This is a genomic window from Sphingomonas mali NBRC 15500 (genome assembly GCF_001598415.1).
GTDB classification, from domain to species: Bacteria; Pseudomonadota; Alphaproteobacteria; order Sphingomonadales; family Sphingomonadaceae; genus Sphingomonas; species Sphingomonas mali.
The window spans coordinates 68,290-84,263 of record NZ_BCYX01000006.1; the positions used below are offsets into that span (position 1 = coordinate 68,290).

The 15,974-nt window shown below is 64.4% G+C and carries 17 protein-coding genes and 1 tRNA gene; 16 read left to right on the plus strand and 2 right to left on the minus strand.

Annotated elements, in window-relative coordinates; genetic code table 11:
• Positions 1 to 22 precede the first annotated feature (22 nt).
• The 6 genes from bamA to SMA01S_RS07110 all read left to right on the plus strand — a co-directional run bounded on the left by bamA (position 23) and on the right by SMA01S_RS07110 (position 5,193).
• Positions 23 to 2,851 (plus strand): outer membrane protein assembly factor BamA, encoded by a 2,829-nt coding sequence (bamA, locus tag SMA01S_RS07085; RefSeq protein ID WP_084250155.1) that lies wholly within the window; start codon positions 23 to 25, stop codon positions 2,849 to 2,851.
• Positions 2,851 to 3,531, plus strand: coding sequence for an OmpH/Skp family outer membrane protein (locus SMA01S_RS07090; protein WP_066819774.1), 681 nt, complete (start codon positions 2,851 to 2,853; stop codon positions 3,529 to 3,531). Before bamA ends, SMA01S_RS07090 begins: the two co-directional genes overlap by 1 nt.
• Entirely contained in the window at positions 3,528 to 4,007 is a 480-nt protein-coding gene (gene fabZ, locus SMA01S_RS07095; protein ID WP_281179156.1) for a 3-hydroxyacyl-ACP dehydratase FabZ, read from the plus strand. The genes SMA01S_RS07090 and fabZ overlap by 4 nt, the downstream gene beginning before the upstream one ends.
• A 109-nt stretch (positions 4,008 to 4,116) precedes the next feature.
• Positions 4,117 to 4,347, plus strand: a complete 231-nt coding sequence (gene rpmE, locus SMA01S_RS07100) for a 50S ribosomal protein L31 (RefSeq protein ID WP_066806082.1) — start codon at positions 4,117 to 4,119, stop codon at positions 4,345 to 4,347.
• A 126-nt stretch (positions 4,348 to 4,473) separates the two neighbouring features.
• Entirely contained in the window at positions 4,474 to 4,809 is a 336-nt protein-coding gene (locus SMA01S_RS07105) for a PilZ domain-containing protein (RefSeq protein WP_066819776.1), read from the plus strand.
• Between the two features lie 78 nt (positions 4,810 to 4,887).
• Positions 4,888 to 5,193, plus strand: a complete 306-nt coding sequence (locus tag SMA01S_RS07110; protein WP_157093851.1) for a hypothetical protein — start codon at positions 4,888 to 4,890, stop codon at positions 5,191 to 5,193.
• On the opposite strand, the gene SMA01S_RS07115 is transcribed toward SMA01S_RS07110, so the two are convergent.
• Positions 5,190 to 6,080 carry a LysR family transcriptional regulator gene (locus tag SMA01S_RS07115; RefSeq protein ID WP_066819783.1) on the minus strand — a complete coding sequence of 297 codons (891 nt, stop codon included), beginning with the start codon at positions 6,078 to 6,080 and terminating at the stop codon, positions 5,190 to 5,192. The two genes, SMA01S_RS07110 and SMA01S_RS07115, sit on opposite strands and share 4 nt — an antisense overlap.
• Positions 6,081 to 6,182: 102 nt before the next feature.
• On the opposite strand from SMA01S_RS07115, the gene SMA01S_RS07120 reads away from it, so the two are divergent.
• The gene (locus SMA01S_RS07120) at positions 6,183 to 7,067 is read left to right on the plus strand and encodes an SDR family oxidoreductase (RefSeq protein WP_066819785.1); all 885 of its coding nucleotides are present in this window, start codon (positions 6,183 to 6,185) and stop codon (positions 7,065 to 7,067) included.
• A 69-nt stretch (positions 7,068 to 7,136) separates the two neighbouring features.
• Here SMA01S_RS07120 and SMA01S_RS07125 read toward each other — a convergent pair.
• Positions 7,137 to 7,226, minus strand: a tRNA-Ser gene (locus SMA01S_RS07125).
• 122 nt (positions 7,227 to 7,348) lie between these two features.
• Between SMA01S_RS07125 and SMA01S_RS07130 the strand changes: the two genes are divergently transcribed.
• From SMA01S_RS07130 to SMA01S_RS07170, 9 genes are all read left to right on the plus strand, one after another.
• Positions 7,349 to 8,374 (plus strand): lytic murein transglycosylase, encoded by a 1,026-nt coding sequence (locus tag SMA01S_RS07130; RefSeq protein WP_245649190.1) that lies wholly within the window; start codon positions 7,349 to 7,351, stop codon positions 8,372 to 8,374.
• A 169-nt stretch (positions 8,375 to 8,543) separates the two neighbouring features.
• A complete protein-coding gene (locus SMA01S_RS24500; protein WP_066819787.1) occupies positions 8,544 to 9,398 on the plus strand; it encodes a septal ring lytic transglycosylase RlpA family protein in 855 nt (284 codons plus the stop codon).
• A 53-nt stretch (positions 9,399 to 9,451) separates the two neighbouring features.
• A complete protein-coding gene (locus SMA01S_RS07140) occupies positions 9,452 to 10,609 on the plus strand; it encodes a D-alanyl-D-alanine carboxypeptidase family protein (RefSeq protein ID WP_439654304.1) in 1,158 nt (385 codons plus the stop codon).
• 7 nt (positions 10,610 to 10,616) lie between these two features.
• Positions 10,617 to 11,246, plus strand: coding sequence for a dTMP kinase (tmk, locus tag SMA01S_RS07145; RefSeq protein ID WP_066819789.1), 630 nt, complete (start codon positions 10,617 to 10,619; stop codon positions 11,244 to 11,246).
• Complete coding sequence (locus SMA01S_RS07150) at positions 11,243 to 12,229, plus strand: DNA polymerase III delta subunit-related protein (protein WP_066819791.1); 987 nt, start codon at positions 11,243 to 11,245, stop codon at positions 12,227 to 12,229. The genes tmk and SMA01S_RS07150 overlap by 4 nt, the downstream gene beginning before the upstream one ends.
• A 60-nt stretch (positions 12,230 to 12,289) precedes the next feature.
• Positions 12,290 to 13,831, plus strand: coding sequence for a methionine--tRNA ligase (gene metG, locus SMA01S_RS07155; RefSeq protein ID WP_066819793.1), 1,542 nt, complete (start codon positions 12,290 to 12,292; stop codon positions 13,829 to 13,831).
• Positions 13,828 to 14,607, plus strand: coding sequence for a TatD family hydrolase (locus SMA01S_RS07160; protein ID WP_066819795.1), 780 nt, complete (start codon positions 13,828 to 13,830; stop codon positions 14,605 to 14,607). The genes metG and SMA01S_RS07160 overlap by 4 nt, the downstream gene beginning before the upstream one ends.
• Positions 14,604 to 15,374 carry an MBL fold metallo-hydrolase gene (locus SMA01S_RS07165; RefSeq protein WP_066819797.1) on the plus strand — a complete coding sequence of 257 codons (771 nt, stop codon included), beginning with the start codon at positions 14,604 to 14,606 and terminating at the stop codon, positions 15,372 to 15,374. The genes SMA01S_RS07160 and SMA01S_RS07165 overlap by 4 nt, the downstream gene beginning before the upstream one ends.
• Complete coding sequence (locus tag SMA01S_RS07170) at positions 15,371 to 15,973, plus strand: retropepsin-like aspartic protease family protein (protein ID WP_066819799.1); 603 nt, start codon at positions 15,371 to 15,373, stop codon at positions 15,971 to 15,973. Before SMA01S_RS07165 ends, SMA01S_RS07170 begins: the two co-directional genes overlap by 4 nt.
• The last annotated feature ends 1 nt before the right edge of the window (position 15,974 follow it).

The following is a 15,974-nucleotide window of genomic DNA, read 5'->3' on the forward strand; positions in this document are numbered from 1 at the left end:
CAATGTCTCCGGCTGGGGTGGAATGGTGAAAGTTATCAATACGTCGAAGTTCGGAACGCGCGCCGTGACGGTGTTGCTCGCGGGAACAATGCTCTCGGGGGTCCCCGTGGCAGCCGCCGCGCAGACCGCAACCGCTGCGCCCGCCGCTCCCGCGCCCAAGGCAGCGGCACCGCAGACCGCGCCTGCCGCGCCCCAGACCGCGCCCGCCGCGCCGACATCGCCCGCCGTGGCACCGCAGAAGATCATCCGATCGCTGCGCGTCGAAGGATCGCAGCGTATCGAGCCGGAAACGGTCATGTCGTACACCAAGCTGCGTGTCGGTCAGGTCTACAGCAACGAGACGCTCGATCAGGCGATCCGCGACCTGTACGCCAGCGATCTGTTCGCCGACATCTCGATCGCGGGGGCGGAAACAGGCGAGATCGCAATCCGCGTGCGCGAGAACCCGATCATCAACCGCGTGATCCTGGAGGGCAACAAGACCCTCAAGTCGGACAAGATCACCAAGGAAATCAAACTCGCGCCGCGTCAGATTTTCACGCGCACCGCGGTGCGCCAGGACGTCGCGCGGATCGTCGAGCTCTATCGTCGCCAGGGCCGCTTCGCCGCGCGGATCGAGCCCAAGATGGTCAGCCTCGACCAGAACCGCGTCGACGTCGTGTTCGAGATCGATGAGGGACCCAAGAGCAAGGTCCGCGCGATCAACATCATCGGCAATAACGTCTTTTCCGATGGCAAGCTGCGCGAGCAGATGGTCACCAAGCAGGCGCGCCTGACCCGCTTCATGTCGTCCAACACCTCGTACGACCAGGATCGCCTGGCTTACGACCAGCAGAAGCTGCGACAGTTCTACCTGACCCAGGGTTACGCTGATTTCCGCGTGACATCGGCCGTGGCCGAGCTGACCCCGGACAAGAAGAACTTCATCATCACTTATGTGGTGGAAGAAGGTCCGCGCTATAAGTTCGGCAACGTCACCGTCGACAGCGATATCCGCGATTTCGACAATACCAAACTGGCGGCAGGGCTAGGGATCAACAAGGGCGATTGGTACAATGCCAAGCGCGTCGAAGATTCGGTCGACCGGCTGAACGAAACCGCCGGTCTGTTCGGCTATGCGTTCACCGACGTGAACCCCGAATTCAACCGCGACCCCGACAAGCTGACCATGTCGATCAACTTCCACATCGCGGAAGCTAAACGGTCGTACATCGAGAAGATCGACATCACCGGCAACCGCAACACGCAGGACAAGGTCGTGCGCCGCGAGATTCGCCTGGCGGAAGGCGATGCGTTCAACAGCTTCCAGGTCAAGCGCTCGCAGGATCGCATCAACAGCCTGGGCTTCTTCCAGGACAAGTTCGAGATCAAGCAGGAGCAGGGCTCCGCGCCCGACCGCGTCGTGCTCAACGCGAATGTCGAGGAAAAGGCGACGGGCGAACTGTCGCTGTCAGCGGGCTATTCGAGCCTCGAACGGTTCATCATCCAGGCGGGCATCACGCAGCGCAATTTCCGCGGCAAGGGCCAGGAATTGCGCGCCAATGTCGATTATTCGGTCTATTCGAAGTCGGTCTCGCTCGGTTTCACCGAGCCGTATCTGTTCAACAAGAACGTCGCCGTCGGCGTCGACATCTTCCGCCGCGACTACAATTCGTTCAACTATCTCGGCGACCAGCGCCAGACGACCTATTCGCAGGTCTCGACCGGCTTCCAGGTCCGCACCGGCGTGCCGATCACCGAATATTGGTCGTTGTCGGCGCGCTACGGGCTGACCTATGACGAAGTCGGGCTCGATAAGGGCACCTATTACACCGATAACAATTTCGACGGCATCCGCGGCAATAGCAGCAACGATACTTGCGATCCGCTGCAGGCCGGACGCTATTTGTGCGATGCGATCGGCAATCGCCTGTCATCAGTGCTCGGCTATTCGCTGGTCTACGATAGCCTCAACAGCCGTCTGAAGCCGACCGCAGGCAAGCGCCTGGTGCTTAGCCAGGACTTCGCTGGGCTGGGCGGCGATGTGCGCTATGTCCGCTCACGGATCGAAGCGTCGAAATACATGAACCTCGGCCATAACTGGATTTTCTCGATCAGTGGCGAGGCCGGCTATATCGCCAGCCTGGAAAAGAGTCGCGGCGCCGGCATCGACAAGGTTCGCATCACCGATCGCTTCTATCTCGGCGAGCCGCAGATCCGCGGGTTCGACATTCGCGGCGTCGGCCCGCGCGTCCGGCGTACCAATTACATCAACACGACCGACGCGAACGGCGTCGTCACCGCCCAGACACTTGATCCCGACAAGAAGAATTATGTCGACGACGCCTTGGGCGGTCGGGCCTATTATCTCGTGCGGTTCGAGCTTCAGCCACCGCTTTCGGGCGGCATTCGCGAGCTGGGGCTTCGTCCATCGATCTTCGTCGATGTAGGCGCCGTTTGGGGGGTAACCAAGCCGAAGTTGACTACTTTCCCGTCGCACATCGACCCCGTTACCAAGAAGACGATCTACGACCCGATCGTAACGCCGATCAAAGACAGTTCCGGCCGGCAACTTTACTATTATGTCGACCCCACCACCAGTGCGCAAACCCAGACACTCTGTCAGACTGGCATTCCCGACGCGAGCGGCAATTGCGTGGGCAGCGCGGCCAACAACGCGCTGACCAGTTCTACTCCGGCGTTCGACGAGCAGTTCCTCGGCGACACGCCGCGGCCGCGCGTCTCGATCGGCTTCGGGGTCAATTGGAACTCGCCCTTCGGGCCACTTCGCATCGACATCGCCAAAGCGCTTCTGCATTCGCCGGGCGACGATACCAAACTCGTAACATTCAACGTAGGGACTCAATTCTGATGAATAGCATGATCAAATATCTCGGCATCAGCGCGGTCGCGCTGACGACCGGCCTGGCGTTGGCGCCCGTCGCCTCGGCGCAGTCCGTCGCCGTCGCCGACCCGCAGACCGCGATCCTGAAGACCGCCGCGTTCACCAACGCGATCGCCCAGATCAAGACCACCTACAAGACCGGTCTCGATCAGGCCGAAGCGATCCGCAAGGAGCTCGCGCCGCTGGAGCAGGCGTTCGACGCCAACAAGGATGGCCAGCTCGACGATTCCGAGCTTGCCAAGCTGCGCGCCTCGCCCAATTTCGCTTCGATCCAGCAAAAGGAGCAGCAGGCATCGACGGCGGAAATGCCGGCCCTGCGCGCTCGCGCTTATGCGATCGAACAGATCTCGGCCAAATTCCAGCAGGCCTATGCCACGGTCAAGACGACCAAGCGCGTCAGCCTGGTGATTCGTCCGGAAGCCGCGCTCGACTTTGACGCCAATGCCGACATCACTGACGATATCACCGCCGAGCTCAACAAGCTGGTGACGACCGTCAGCATCACCCCGCCGGCAAACTGGCAGCCGGGCGGCAACCCTGCCGGTGCCCCGGCGGCGCCGCGCGGTAATCCGCCCGCGGGCGTTCCGGGCGGCGCGCTGCCCCCGGCGCCGGCACCGACGACCGGCAAGAAGCCGTCCGGACGGTGAACGAAGAGGCGACGGCAGCCGCTTCCATCGGCCCGCTCGATATCGGGCGGGTGATGGCGGCGCTACCGCACCGCTACCCGATGCTTCTGGTCGACCGCGTCGAGGAATTGATCCTCGACCGGTCGATCGTCGCGATCAAGGCGGTGACGATCAACGAAGGCTTCTTCCAGGGCCATTTCCCTGGCCGCCCGATCATGCCCGGCGTGCTGATCGTCGAGGCGCTGGCACAGGCTGCCGGCGTGCTGGCGGTCGAGAGCCTGGGGCTCGCCGGGTCGAGGAAGCTGGTCTATTTCATGGCGATCGACGAAGCCAAGTTTCGCAAGCCGGTCGAACCCGGCGTGCTGCTTAGGCTCGAGGTCGAGTTCGTCCAGAAGCGCTCGTCGGTGTGCAAATTCGCGGGCCGGGCGTTGATAGATGGTCAGTTGGCCGCACAGGCGAACTTCACGGCGATGATCGCCGATCCGCCTTCGGTCTGACGCGGCGGCGACGCCTTAGTCATAATCTTGCACTTGCGGACGCCCTCTGCTAGGCGCCGCGCCTTCGCTGCCGGTCGGAAACCGGCGGCTTTCAAAAGGATTTCGCGACGTGAAGAAAGACGCTCACCCCGATTACCACATGATCAAGGTCCAGATGACCGACGGCACCGTGTACGAAACCCGCTCCACCTGGGGCAAGGAAGGCGACACGATGACGCTCGAAATCGATCCTTTGTCGCACCCGGCCTGGACCGGCGGTCGTGGCCAGATGCTCGATGCGGGCGGTCAGGTGGCGCGCTTCAACAAGCGCTTCGGCGGGCTGTCGCTCACCAAGAAGTAAGCCGCGCCGCTTCGGCGGTAGTGTGACGTTCGACGCCGCGTTCCCTCCTGGGAGCGCGGCGTTCGCATGTCGGGAGATTGCCGTCCTTAACGCTGTCTTAGGCATCGTGTGCCTAGACTTTTCGTCATGGAAGCCAGGCAGATCAATATTTCGGCGGAGTTCGAACCAGCGGTGATGAACCGCCGCCGCTCCCCGCGCGCCCCCGTGTCGCTCGACGCCAAGCTGGGCAGGGACGGGCTCGACCGGACATTGTGCCGCGTGACCGACTTGTCGCCCGAAGGCGCGCGCATCTCGACCTATTCGGCGCTCAAGAAAGACAGCGTGATCTGGCTGACTCTGCCCGGCGCGGGTCAGATCGCGGCGACGGTCCGCTGGGCCGATGATTTTCAGGCCGGCTGCCTGTTCCACCGGACATTGCCCGACCATCTGTATGAAGCGCTGGTCGAGGTGGGGGCTGCCTGATCGCCCCTCGGCCGTAGCGCTACGCTCTCGGCTATGGCCGGCGACCGGAATCTGCTAACGAGCCGCTCAGATAATCGCATGCGTCGCAAACCAGGTATCTCGCTCTATCATCCTCCCGCCCGTAAACCGACGGTGATGCGCCGCTATGGTGCATTCGCGGGGATTGGACTGCTGGTCGGTGCAGTAGCGGGGCTCGGCCTGACGCAGATGCCGGTCGGCCAGGTCGCCGCCGTGACGTCTACCGTCGATAAAGGCTGTGTCCAACCGCGCCGAGCCGACGACGCAAAGCGCTGCGACGTGCGGCATTCGGCCAGTCATTGCGCACCCAAGCCGCGCTGCGACCGCGATCACGGTGCCGGCGAGCCGCGTTCGACGCATCCTTAGTCGATAAACGCCGCCAACTCGTCAGGCGAGCCGCTGGGGAAGACCTTTTTCAGATACGACAGGAACGCGGACACGCGGCCGCTGAGAAGCCGGGTCGACGGATATAGCGCCCACAAGCTGGTCTCGGGTTCGTCAGCATCGGCCCATGCCACTAGCCGACCGGCCGCCAGGTCATGGCTGACCAGCGAAAGCGGCAGGCGGCCAGCACCGAGACCTTGTCGGACCGCGTCGCGGACCATCACCATGGATGAAAGGGACAGGACAGGATCGATCGCGATCGTCGACCGTCCGCTCGTCGTAATCACGTTCCAGTCGCCCGACAGATCGGCCGATCCGCGCACGACAGCTCGCACCGCCGAACCGTCAATCGGCCGATCGAGCGCCGGTGCCGCCGCGACCACCAGCCGGTCACGCAGGAAGGCCCGCCCGATCAGACTCTCGTCGGGTCGTGGGTTGACCCGAATGACCAGATCATAGCCCTCCTCGATCATGTCGACGTTGCGGTCGTCGGTCGTGACTTCCAGCCGCACCTCGGGATATTCGAGCGCAAAGCCGGCGGCGAGCCTGCCCATCGCGATCTGCGAAAAGAGCGAAGGGGCGCTGATCCGCAGTCGGCCGCGCGGAGCATCGCCGCCCGCTGCTATTGCCGCTGCCGTCTCGTTGAGTTCGCTAAGCAGCCGCCCGGTCCGTTCATGGAGTGCGCGCCCTTCTTCGGTGAGCTTTAGATCGCGGCCGCCGCGCTCGAACAAGCGCACGCCGAGCCCGGCCTCCAATTCCGCCACCCGCCGGGACAGCGTCGCCTTGGGGCGTGTGGCGGCCCGTGCGGCGCGTCCGAACCCGCCATGCCTGGCGACGAGGTTGAAATCGGCGAGGGCGAGAAGATCCATATGTTCCACCAGCGAGACAGTATGTCCAGATATAGCGTCTATTGGTGCATCTGTGGATCACTAACTTCGGGGCGTCAATCAAGACACCTCAGGAGACACATCATGACCATTCTCGTTATCGGCGCGACCGGCCGCGTCGGGCGCCATGTCGTCGATCAGCTCGTCAACCGGGGCGCCTCCGTGCGCGTGCTTACCCGCGATCCTGCGAAAGCCGATTTCCCTGCCGGGGTGGAGGTCGCGCAAGGCGACCTGCTCGATATCGACGCACAGCGCGCTGCGTTCACCGGCGTCGACGCATTTTTCCTGCTCAATGCGGTAACCGGGGATGAATTCACCCAGGCGCTCGTCACGCTCAACATCGCGCGCGAAATGGGCGTCGATCGCCTTGTCTATCTGTCGGTGATCCATGCCGATCTGTTCGTGAACGTGCCGCACTTCGCGGTGAAATTCGGTGCCGAGCGAATGATCGAACAGATGGGTTTCAACGCCACGATCCTGCGTCCGTCCTACTTCATCGACAATGAGCATATGATCAAGGACGTCATCCTCGACCACGGCGTCTACCCCATGCCGATCGGCGGCAAGGGTCTCGCCATGGTCGATGCGCGCGACATCGCAGAGGTCGCGGCGATCGAACTCGTCCGCCGTGCGCAGGCGCCGGCCACGCTACCGGTCGAGACGATCAACCTCGTCGGTCCCGACACGCTGACTGGTTCGGACGTGGCCGCGATCTGGTCGGACGTCCTCGGCCGCCCGATCGTCTATGGCGGCGATGATCCCAGCGCGTTCGAGCAGAATTTGACGAGCTTCATGCCGAAATGGACGGCCTATGACATGCGCCTGATGGCCGAGCGCTTTGTCAGCGATGGCATGATCCCGCAGGCCGGCGACGTCGAGCGCCTCACCCGGTTGCTGGGCCGCCCGCTCCGTTCCTATCGCGACTTCGCTTCGGCCCTCGCCGCGTCGGAAGAAACCGCAACCGCCTGAAACGCCATTGAAGACGATCGACGGGGCTGCTCTCGGAGAGCGGCCCCGTTGCGATCGACGATCCGGCGCTGGCGGAGAGGGTGGGATTCGAACCCACGGTGGGCGTTAACCCACGGCGGTTTTCAAGACCGCTGCCTTAAACCACTCGGCCACCTCTCCGCGCGCGAGCAGCGCTTTGGTCAAGGACGGCGATTTGTGCAAGTCGCGCGACAATGGGATTTCACCTTTACCGCGCGCTGTGGCACGGTCTGCCGATGCGCGGACGGGCTATGATAGGACGAATGGCGGCGGCGATCACGCTGGCCGCCGGGTTGTGGCTGACGAGCGGGTCGGCCAACGCACAAGACGATTCGGCGTTTCAAGCCTATCTGCAAGGCGTGCGCAGCCGCGCGATCGCCCAGGGGGTGAAGCCATCGAGCGTCGATTCGGTATTGGCCGGGCTCACCTTCAATCAGCGCGTGATCGATCTCGACCATGCCCAGCCGGGGGGCAATCCGGCCAACCCGACCAATAGCGCGTCGCCGCCTTTCGCGCCGTATTTACGTAGCCATGTCGACGCCGCCCGAATCGGACAGGGTAGGGCGAAGTACCTCGCCGAACGCGCGCATCTTGGCCGGATCGAGGCCGAAACAGGCGTGCCCGAATCGATCATGGTCGCGATCTGGGGGCATGAGACCAATTACGGCCGGATCATGGGCAATTTCGATCTGCCGCGAGCCTTGGCGACCCTGGCCTATGACGGTCGCCGGCGTTCGCTGTTCGAGGGCGAACTGATCGCCTCGATGAAGATGGTCGATCGCGGTGTCACGCGCAGCCAGCTCGTCGGCAGCTGGGCGGGCGCGATGGGCGGGCCGCAATTCCTGCCGTCGGTCTATCTGCGCATGGCGCGCGACGGCGATGGCGATGGCCGTGCCGACATCTGGAACAGCGACGCCGATACGCTCGCCTCGATCGCCAATTATTTCTACAATGCCGGGTGGCGGCGCGGGCAACCCTGGGGTCTCGCCGTTTCGGTACCCGCGACGTTCGATCGCTCGGGTGTCACCAACAAGCTGATTTCGCCACGCTGTCCCAAAGTATTCGCTCGGCAAAGCGGCTGGCGGACGATGGCCGAATGGCGCGCGCTGGGGATCGTGCCGCAGTCGAAGGCGTGGCCGGCGGGCAACATTCAGGCGACGCTGATCGAGCCCGACGGGCCGGGCAAGACCGCTTATCTGCTGACCGGCAATTACCGGGTCATCCTCGATTACAATTGTTCGAATTTTTATGCGTTGAGCGTGGGGCTGCTGGCGGATGCGGTTGAATAAAGGGGCGTTCGGGGTCGGACTGGGGGCATGCCTGGTCCTGGCCGGGTGTGTGGGGGGCGGTAGATCTGGCGACGGACCGCGCTTGCCGGATCCGACCTATGGCAGCGTGCCACGGGGCGGTTATCCACAGGTCTATCCACCATCTGTTCCACAAGAGGCGCCGCGGCCGATGCCGCTCGCCTCGGCTCGCACCACCGATGTCGCGCCGCCCGCGGGCCGGCCCGCACCGCTCTCCGCTGACGAAGCCGATGCCGGGCCGCCATCGTCGGATGGCCCGCGCGCCACATCGGGGCGCGGCGAGTCGCGCTATGATGAAGTCGGCTATGCCACTTGGTACGGCGACGAGCTGGCCGGTGGGCGTACGGCATCGGGCGTTCCGTTCGATCCCAAGGGATTCACCGCGGCGCATCGCACGCTGCCGCTCGGCTCCTATGCCGAAATAACCGCGCTCGGCACGGGACGGACAATTCTGGTCCAGATCAATGACCGGGGGCCGCGTCAGAGCAATTTGTTGATCGACCTATCGCAAGGCGCGGCGCGGACGCTGGGCATCACCGGACGTGAGGCGGTGCGCGTTCGTGCGGTCACCGCCAGCCCGTCCGACCTCGCGGCGCTGCGTGCGGGCGAGCCGGGGGTGCCGCGACTGGATACCCCACCGTCGTTGCTCGCCGGACTCCGCCAGCGGCTGACCGGGGCGCCGGTCTCCGTCGCCGCGCCGACGCCGATGCAGCCGCGCCCGTCGCTCCGCATTCCACCCGAGACGCAGGCAGCCAAGACTCCGGCCAGGAAGCCGACCCAGCCCGCCGCGCCAACCGCCGGTGGATTCTACGTCCAGGTGGCGGCCTTTTCGAGCCAGCCGCGTGCCACGGCACTCGCCAGGAGCCTGGGCGGACAGGCCATACCGGCAGGCTCGGTGTGGCGCGTACGGATGGGACCCTATGCGACGAAAAATCAGGCCAGCCAGGCACGTGACGCGGCGGCGGCGCGCGGCTATGGCGATGCTCGTGTGGTCCGCCAGGACTGATCTTACCCCGCCTTAGCGTACGGACTGTTGTCACCATGACCTATATGCCCAAGATGATCCACCTGAGCGCCGCGTCCGCTCTGGTCCTGGCCGCCATGCCGGCCACCGCGGCCGCGCCGACCTTCGATACGCCGGCCCCCGTCGCCTATATGGTCGACTTGTCGTCCAACGCGGTCCTCTATTCGAAGGACCCCGACCATCGCATGCCGCCGGCGTCCACCGCCAAGATGATGACGGTCTATGTCGTGTTCGACATGCTCAAGAAGGGCCAGCTCAAGGCAGACCAGCAATTCACGATGAGCCCGGAAACCTGGCGCAAATGGCACAGCCAGGGCTCGACCATGTTCCTGAAGGCCGACGAAAGCGTCAGCGTCGACAATCTGTTGAAGGGCATCGTCACGCTGTCGGGCAACGACGCCTGCGTCGTTATGGCGGAAGGCATATCGGGTACCGAACAGGCGTTCACCGACCGGATGAACGAGGCGGCGAAGAAGCTGGGGCTCAACAACAGCCATTTCGGGACATCGAACGGCTGGCCCGATAACGGCGTGACCTATGTCACGGCACGTGACCTCGCCAAGCTGGCCGAAGCGACGATCCGTGACTTCCCCGATCTCTACAAGCGTTACTATGCGCTGCCGAGCTTCACCTGGGGCACTCAGATGAACGGAAGCGCCATCGATCAGGCCAATCGCGATCCCTTGCTCGGCGTTGTCGCCGGTGCCGACGGACTTAAGACCGGTCACACCGACGAAGCGGGCTACAGCTTCGTCGGCTCGGCGAACCAGAACGGTCGACGGCTGATCATGGTGGCGGCGGGTTTCACCAGCTCCAATCAGCGCAAGGACGAATCAATCAAGTTCATGAATTGGGGCTTCCGCGCCTGGCAGTCGCATCCGATCGTCGCCAAGGGCAAGCAGATCGCCACCGCCGAGGTTCAGCTGGGATCGTCGAGCAGCGTCGGGCTGGTCGCAGCGGACAATCTGGCGATGACCGTGCCGTCGGGTACTGCACCCAACACCAACGCCAAGGTAGTCTATGACGGCCCGCTCAAGGCGCCGATCAAGGCGGGCGACCATGTCGCCGACCTGATCGTGACCTCGCCCGGCATGCCCGACCAGCGCTTCCCGCTCGTCGCCGACAAGGATGTCGGCCCGGCGGGCTTCTTCGGGCGCGCCTGGGCCGGGCTGATGCAATTGTTCGGCGGCTGACGCACAAGTGGCGCGCGGCAAGTTCCTCTCGATCGAGGGCGGCGAGGGCGCGGGCAAGTCGACCCAGGTCCGCCGCCTCGCCGACGAACTCCGGGCGCGAGGCCTCGACGTTATCGTCACACGCGAGCCCGGCGGCAGCGAAGGTGGAGAGGCGATCCGCGACCTGCTGATGCAGGGCGAGGTCAAGCGCTGGAGCTCGCATACCGAGGCGTTGCTGTTCGCCGCGGCGCGTGCCGACCATGTCGAAAAGGTCATCCAGCCGGCGCTCGGCATCGGCACCTGGGTGATCAGTGACCGCTTCATCGATTCGTCGCGCGCGTATCAGGGCGTAGCGGGCGGGATCGACGATGCCGCCGTGCTTGCGCTGCACGCCTTCGGATCACGCGGGCTGCTGCCCGACCGCACCCTGGTGCTCGAGGTTTCACCGGAGATCGGCGCGGAACGCGCTGCGGCACGCGACGGAGCCGCGGCCGACCGCTTCGCCGCGCGCGAACGGGCGTTCCATGACGATGTCGCGGCGGCGTTCCGGCGATTCGCTGCGGCAGAACCCGATCGCGTTCGGTTGATCGACGCCGGAGGTGACGTGGAAACGGTGGCAGCCAGCGTGATCGAGGCGGTCGCCGACCTGCTGCCATGACGTCACTCTATGGTAACCTTGCGGCACGGCAGGCTTTTTCCGCCGCGATCGATAGCGGATCGCTGCACCATGGCTGGATTTTTGCGGGCCCCGAAGGGGTAGGCAAGGCGCGGTTCGCGATGCTTGCGGCACGCCGGCTCCTGGCCGGGCCCGGCCAGCCGGACGATTTCGCGGTTCCGCCCGGCGACCGCACACAGCAATTGATCGATGCCGGGTCGCATCCCGATCTCAAGGTGCTGCAGCGGCTGCCGCGCGACGAGAAGAAGCCCGAACAGGGCTTGGCCAGGAGTATCCGCGTCGATCAGGTGCGCGAGCTTGACCATTTCCTGGGCGTGAAGGCGACCTATTCGGACCGGCGCGTGGTGGTGATCGATACCGCCGACGATCTCGAACGCCCCGGCGCGTCGAACGCCTTGCTCAAGAATCTCGAGGAACCGCCTGCCGGCACGGTGTTCCTGCTGATCAGCCACGCGCCCGGCCGCTTGCTGCCGACGATCCGCTCGCGGTGCAGGATGTTGCGATTCGACCCGCTCGACGATGCGGAGATGCGTGCGGCACTCGTCGATGCCGGTGTCGCGTCGAACGAGATCGACGAATTGATTCGAGTGGGGCAGGGGTCGCCGGCCCGCGCTTTGGCGATGGCCGGGCTCGATATCCCCGGCCTCGACAAGGCGCTGGCCGAACTGGCGCAGGGTGATCCCAGCAATGCCGCCCGCGCCGAACTTGCCCGCGCGCTGTCGCTCAAGGCGGCGCAGGAACGGTATGAAGCGTTCCTGGAGCGCGCGCCGAGTTTCATCGCCGCGGCCGCCCGGACGCGATCGGGTGAGGCATTGCGGACTGCGCTCGATGCGCATGATGCGGCGCGCAACTTGGCTGCCAGCGCGCTGGGCCTGTCGCTTGATGCACAGGGAACAGTGTTCGAGATGGCGGGGATCGTCGCGCGCCTGGCACTGACCGCGCCACCGATAGCAACGCGCCGCTGATCGCAGGCGCCCGTCCGGCGGGAGGTTCCATCCGCGCCGGACCTGCACTAGAGGCAGGGCATGGCCGAACCCTATTATATCACGACCGCAATCAGCTATCCCAATGGCCGCCCGCATATCGGCCATGCTTATGAAGCGATCGCCGCCGATGCGATCGCGCGTTATCATCGCCAGGCCGGACGCGATGTCCGCTTCCAGACTGGCACCGACGAGCATGGCCTCAAGATGGTCCAGACCGCGCGCGATCGCGGCGTCGAAACGCGGGCGCTGGCCGACGAGATGTCCGGATATTTCAAGGCGATGGATGATCGTCTTAATATATCATACGATCGCTTCATCCGCACCGTCGAAGCCGACCATCACGCCGCTAGCCAGGCGATCTGGGAAGCCATGGCCGCTGCCGGCGACCTGTATCTCGATCGCTATGCGGGCTGGTATTCGGTCCGCGACGAGGCCTTCTATGACGAAAAGGAACTGGTCGAGGGGGAAGGGGGCGATAAACTGTCACCCCAGGGCACGCCGGTCGAATGGACCGCGGAGGAAACCTGGTTCTTCCGGCTGAGCAAATACCAGCAGCCCTTGCTCGATTTCTACGTCGCCAATCCGAACTTCATTCAGCCCGATGCCCGGCGCAACGAGATGATCGCGTTCGTGTCGGGCGGGCTCTCCGACCTGTCGGTCTCGCGCACCAGCTTCGATTGGGGGGTCAAGGTACCCGGCAGCGACGGCCATGTTATGTACGTCTGGGTCGACGCCTTGACCAACTATCTGACCGGCATCGGCTATCCGGATCTGGACGGCCCGTTGGGTAAATACTGGCCCGCCGATCTGCATTTGATCGGCAAGGATATCGTGCGATTCCATACTATTTACTGGCCAGCCTTCCTGATGAGTGCGAATATCGCGCTGCCCAAACAGGTGTTCGGTCACGGCTTCCTGCTCAACCGCGGGGAGAAGATGTCGAAGAGCGTCGGCAATGTGACCGACCCGATCGAGCTTGCCGACCGCTTCGGCGTCGATCCGCTGCGCTATTTCCTGTTGCGCGAAGTCAGCTTCGGTCAGGACGGCAGCTATTCGGAAGAAGCGATCGTCACACGCTGTAACGCTGACTTGGCCAACAACCTCGGCAATCTCGCGCAACGCGGCCTGTCGATCATCGCCAAGAATTGCGACGGACGCGTGCCCGAGGCCGGCGCAGCGACCGCGGCGGAGGAAGCGCTGGTCGAGAGCGTGAAAGCGGCCGAAGCCGGCATGCATGAAGCCATGGGCGAATTGGCGATCCATACCGCGCTCGAGGCGATCTGGTCGGCCGCGCGCGACGCCAACCAATATTTCGCCGACCAGGCGCCGTGGAGCGTGCGCAAGACCGATCCCGCGCGCGCCGACACGATCCTCTATTACGCTGCTGAAGCCGTGCGGCGGATCGCGATCATGGCGCGCTGGGCGATCCCGGACAGCGCCGACAAATTGCTCGATCTGTTGGGGCAGGGGACCGACGTGCGCGATTTCGATGCGCTCAACCGGCCGATCGAGGTCGGGACCGCGCTGCCGGCGCCGAGCGGCGTGTTTCCCCGGTTGGAAATGGCGGTGGACGCGGCATGAGGCTCGCCGACAGCCATTGCCACCTCAATTACAAGGGCCTGGCCGAGCACCAGGCCGACGTCCTGCAGCGCGCGCGCGACAGCGGAGTCGTGGCGATGCTCAACATCTCGACGCGCGAGCGCGAATGGGATGACGTCATCGCCGTCGCCGAGCGCGAGCCGGACGTCTGGGCGACGATCGGCGTCCATCCACATGAGGCCGACCAGCATCCCGATGTCGATACGGCCAAGCTGATCGAGCGCGCGGCGCATCCGCGCGTCGTCGGGATCGGCGAGAGCGGGCTCGATTATTACTACGATCATTCGGACCGCGAGCATCAGCGCGCCAGCTTTCGCGCGCACATCGCTGCCTGCCGCGAAACGCAATTGCCGCTGGTGGTCCATACCCGCGACGCCGAGGACGATACCGCTCGGATCTTGCGCCAGGAAATGGAGCAGGGGACCTATCCCGGCGTCATCCACTGCTTCACCGCGAGTGGCGATTTCGCCGACAAAGCCTTGGAACTTGGCTTTTATATCTCCATTTCCGGGATCGTGACGTTCAAGAATGCCAAGGATCTGCAGGAGACGGCGGCGCGACTGCCGCGTGAGCGCTTGCTGATCGAAACCGACGCGCCGTTCCTCGCCCCCGTCCCGCATCGCGGCAAGACCGGCGAGCCCGCTTTTGTCGCCGATACCTGCCGCTTCCTGGCGCAATTGCGTGGCGAGGATGCTGACGAGTTGGCCGACGCGACGCGCGCCAATTTCCACCGCCTGTTCGCCAAGACGCTGGCGTGAAGGTTCGTATCCTCGGCTCGGGAACGTCGTCGGGGGTGCCGCGGATCGGCAATGACTGGGGTGCGTGCGATCCGGCCGAGCCCAAAAACCGCCGCCGCCGCGTCTCGATCCTGGTCGAAACCGCGACCACGCGTATCTTGGTCGATACCGGACCCGATTTGCGCGAACAATTGCTCTCGGCGAACGTCGATCAGGTCGACGCGGTCATCTGGACTCACGATCATGCCGACCACACGCACGGCATCGACGACCTGCGCCAGCTGTTCCACGCTGCCGGACGGCCTATCCGTGGGCTCGCACGACCGTCGACGGGCGCGGTACTGACCGAGCGCTTCGGCTATGTCTTTGCCGGGCGCGACGGCTATCCTTCGACCGTTTCACTCGAGCCGCTGCCGGATCGGCTAACGCTCGGCGACGTGTCGATCAGCGTCACCGATCAACCGCATGGTACGATCCACTCGGCCGGACTGCGCTTCGAGGCTGATGGCGGTGCGATCGGATATGCCACCGATTTCAATGTCATGACCGATGATATGCGCGCTCTGTATCAAGATCTCGACGCGTGGATCGTCGATGCGCTGCGACGCCAGCCGCATCCGAGCCATCCGAATCTCGCCGAGGCACTGGCCTGGATCGAGGAGCTTCGCCCGAAACGGGCTGCGCTGACGCATCTCGATCAGTCGATGGATTATGCGACCTTGCTCGCCGAACTCCCCAAAGGAGTCGAACCGGCCTATGACGGGCTCGAAGTCGAGGTGGCGCGATGAGCGATACGACCGGAAACGTGATTTTCTACGTGTTGCTGCTCGTGCTCCCGTTGTCGGCGCTGTTGGCGCGCCGCATGCCGCTGGGCCGCGTTGCCGTCATGGCGCTGGCCTGGATTGGCATCTTCGCCACCGGCCTGATCGTGGTCGCGATCGTCAACCAGAACCAGTGGCTGGTCTCCGGCACGCGCGCCTTGTTCTACGGACCCGATCAGTCGGTGGTCGGCAGCGAAGTCCGCATCCCGATGGCCGATGACGGCCATTTCTGGGCACGCGCGACGATCAACGGCGTCGAGCGCGTCATGCTGGTCGACAGCGGCGCGACCGTGACCGCGCTGTCCACGACGACCGCGGCAGACGCGAGGATCGATCTCGACGGCATGGCGCCGCCGGCGATCGTGTCGACCGCCAATGGCAGCGTGACGGGCAAGTCGGCGAAGATCGCAAAGCTCAAGGTCGGTGGGATCACCGCGACCGACTTGTCGACGATCGTCGCGCCGGAATTCGGCGATCAAGACGTGCTGGGGATGAATTTCCTGTCGCGGCTGAAATCCTGGCGGGTGGAGGGCAAGACGCTGATCCTCACCCCAAACTCCAAGTGAG

What these genes read in the sequence shown, in the direction of transcription:
- SMA01S_RS07150 (WP_066819791.1), top strand. Translation starts at nt 11,243, where the DNA reads ATGACGTCACTCTATGGTAACCTTGCGGCACGGCAGGCTTTTTCCGCC.
- SMA01S_RS07090 (WP_066819774.1), top strand. Translation starts at nt 2,851, where the DNA reads ATGAATAGCATGATCAAATATCTCGGCATCAGCGCGGTCGCGCTGACG.
- bamA (WP_084250155.1), top strand. Translation starts at nt 23, where the DNA reads ATGGTGAAAGTTATCAATACGTCGAAGTTCGGAACGCGCGCCGTGACG.
- SMA01S_RS07160 (WP_066819795.1), top strand. Translation starts at nt 13,828, where the DNA reads ATGAGGCTCGCCGACAGCCATTGCCACCTCAATTACAAGGGCCTGGCC.
- metG (WP_066819793.1), top strand. Translation starts at nt 12,290, where the DNA reads ATGGCCGAACCCTATTATATCACGACCGCAATCAGCTATCCCAATGGC.
- SMA01S_RS07105 (WP_066819776.1), top strand. Translation starts at nt 4,474, where the DNA reads ATGGAAGCCAGGCAGATCAATATTTCGGCGGAGTTCGAACCAGCGGTG.
- SMA01S_RS24500 (WP_066819787.1), top strand. Translation starts at nt 8,544, where the DNA reads ATGCCGCTCGCCTCGGCTCGCACCACCGATGTCGCGCCGCCCGCGGGC.
- SMA01S_RS07140 (WP_439654304.1), top strand. Translation starts at nt 9,452, where the DNA reads ATGATCCACCTGAGCGCCGCGTCCGCTCTGGTCCTGGCCGCCATGCCG.
- SMA01S_RS07170 (WP_066819799.1), top strand. Translation starts at nt 15,371, where the DNA reads ATGAGCGATACGACCGGAAACGTGATTTTCTACGTGTTGCTGCTCGTG.
- SMA01S_RS07110 (WP_157093851.1), top strand. Translation starts at nt 4,888, where the DNA reads ATGCGTCGCAAACCAGGTATCTCGCTCTATCATCCTCCCGCCCGTAAA.
- SMA01S_RS07120 (WP_066819785.1), top strand. Translation starts at nt 6,183, where the DNA reads ATGACCATTCTCGTTATCGGCGCGACCGGCCGCGTCGGGCGCCATGTC.
- SMA01S_RS07130 (WP_245649190.1), top strand. Translation starts at nt 7,349, where the DNA reads ATGGCGGCGGCGATCACGCTGGCCGCCGGGTTGTGGCTGACGAGCGGG.
- SMA01S_RS07115 (WP_066819783.1), bottom strand. Translation starts at nt 6,080, where the DNA reads ATGGATCTTCTCGCCCTCGCCGATTTCAACCTCGTCGCCAGGCATGGC.